At 44.7% G+C, this 2,156-nt stretch carries 2 protein-coding genes; both read right to left on the reverse strand.

Annotation, left to right across the window (positions count from 1 at the left end; genetic code table 11):
• A partial coding sequence (locus C7Y66_RS30375) for a zinc-dependent alcohol dehydrogenase family protein (protein WP_106548373.1) occupies window positions 1–873 on the reverse strand: 873 nt, incomplete at its 3' end.
• 46 nt (window positions 874–919) lie between these two features.
• Complete coding sequence (locus C7Y66_RS30380; protein ID WP_106548374.1) at window positions 920–1,834, reverse strand: DMT family transporter; 915 nt, start codon at window positions 1,832–1,834, stop codon at window positions 920–922.
• Window positions 1,835–2,156: the final 322 nt, after the last annotated feature.

Here is a 2,156-nt window from a genome sequence, read left to right on the forward strand (position 1 = left end):
GTCTACGAGTTTGGCAACGTTGAAGAGGATTTTGCCATGTTCGGCTCGTTGAGTGCCGTCTAGCATACGTAAGAGCATGAAAACGACATGTAAGGTCAGTCCTTTGGCATGGAGGGGGCTGAGGTCGTGGGTGGAACGGGTAGAAATGGAAACTACTGTACCGTGCATTCCAGCCGCAGCGAAAGAGCGATCGAGGTTGTCTTTACCAACTGTATCGAAAACTACGTCAAAGCCTTTGCCTGAAGTGTGTTCTGCGACGTATTCTTCTACGGTTTGCTGACGATAATTGATGACTGTATTGACTCCTAAATTGTGGGCGATCGCTTTCTTCTCTTCATTAGAAACTGTAGTATAGACTTTTGCCCCCGCCCATTTTGCCAATTGAATGCCAATATGACCGACTCCTCCAGTTGCAGCATGAACTAGTACTTTTTGTCCTGGCTGGATTTTGGCGCGATAAATTAAACTTTCCCAGGCTGTAATTGCGACTAATGGTAAAGCAGCAGCTTCTTTCATTGAAAGCGATTTGGGCTTTAATGCCAGTAAATCGGCATCGGCTAGCATATATTCTGCTAAAGCGCCACCCATACCTTTAAATCCGCCTGCACAGCCGTAGACTTCATCCCCAGGTTTAAAAGTGGTAACTCCTTCCCCCACTGCTTCTACTACTCCCGCAACATCTCCATGCAACACGGCAGGGAATTCAGGCGCGATCGCGGGCATTGCCCCTCGTCGCAGTTTAAAATCAACTGGATTAACGCTGGTAGCTGCAACTCGAATCAAAACATGACCAGAAATAACTTCTGGTTTGGGTAAATCTATAGTTTGGAAGACACTTGGTTCGCCAAAAGAGGCGATCGCTTGAACCTTCATAGTAATTGGTAATTGGTAATTGGTAGTTAGTATGAGTTTATAAGTACTAATGTGGTTTTGACTTTTGACTTTTGACTTTTGACTTTCTACCTAATGCCACTGTCATCACTACTATAGTTGCAGCTCCTAGAGTTAGAGGTGTAATTGTCTCACTTAGTAACAGCGCTGAGGCGAAAATTGTCAAAAATGGCTGCAAAAGTTGAACTTGTCCGACTCTGGCGACACCACCCAAAGCTAGTCCGCGATACCAAGGGAAAAAAGCAAGCAATTGACTGATAATACTAACGTAAGCAAATCCCAACCAGGCAGAAGGGGAGGCGGTTAATCCATGCTGGTAAACTGCGATCGCGCTTGGTATGACTAATATTGGGGCTGTAAACACTAATGCCCAACAAATCACTTGCCAGCTGCCTAAATCTTTCGCCAACCGTCCCCCTTCGGCATAACCTACAGCCGCAGCTAAACCCGCGCCAAGTAAAACCAAATCTGCCCAGTGCATTTGTCCTGCACCCGAAACAATCGCGAATAGCACGACGGTGCTACTACCTGCAACACTGGCAATCCAGAAGCCTAAACTGGGGCGTTCTCCTAATCGCCATGCGCCTGCTAATGCTGTTGCTAAAGGCATCAGTCCTAGAACGACTCCGCCGTGGGCAGCTGGTAGCTGTTGCATTGCCCAAGCTGAGAGTAAGGGAAATCCTAAAACCACCCCCGCAGCAACAATCGCTATACTTTTCCAGTAACGGCGCTTGGGTAAGGGTTGATGAGTTGTTCGTAAAACTACCATTGCCAAAAATGCTGCGACAATCGCCCTTCCTAAACCAACAAAATTGGGGTCAAAATCGGTAACGGCAGCCCGGGTTGCTGGTAGTGTTAAGCTAAAGCCGAATACCCCCACAAAGCCATATATTAATCCCAGTAGTTGGGGATCGATGCCGCGAAATTTTTGCTTTTGTCTCACCCTTGCAACTTCCTCTTTCCTGGCGCACCGTAGGGAATACTTTCAGGTTTAGCTAATAATTTGGCGATCGCGGAAGGTACGGATTTAGGAATTTTATTCTAGTACAGTGAAATTTTACGTTTTTCTACTAGGTAAGACGATCGATTCTGTGTGAAATAGCAAAATAAATTATATAATAATTTTTCATAATTCTTCAAAATATGCCGTTTAAAATTTTTAGCTTTATATTTTTTCTATTTGGGTTTTTTCTAATTTGGCAAGGTTTTATTGTACTTCAGATTTTTGGCTGGTTACTTATTTTGTTAGTCGCATACTATAGTAG

Origin of the sequence: Chroococcidiopsis sp. CCALA 051, assembly GCF_003015105.1 — a bacterium.
GTDB classification, from domain to species: domain Bacteria; phylum Cyanobacteriota; class Cyanobacteriia; order Cyanobacteriales; family Chroococcidiopsidaceae; genus Chroococcidiopsis; species Chroococcidiopsis thermalis.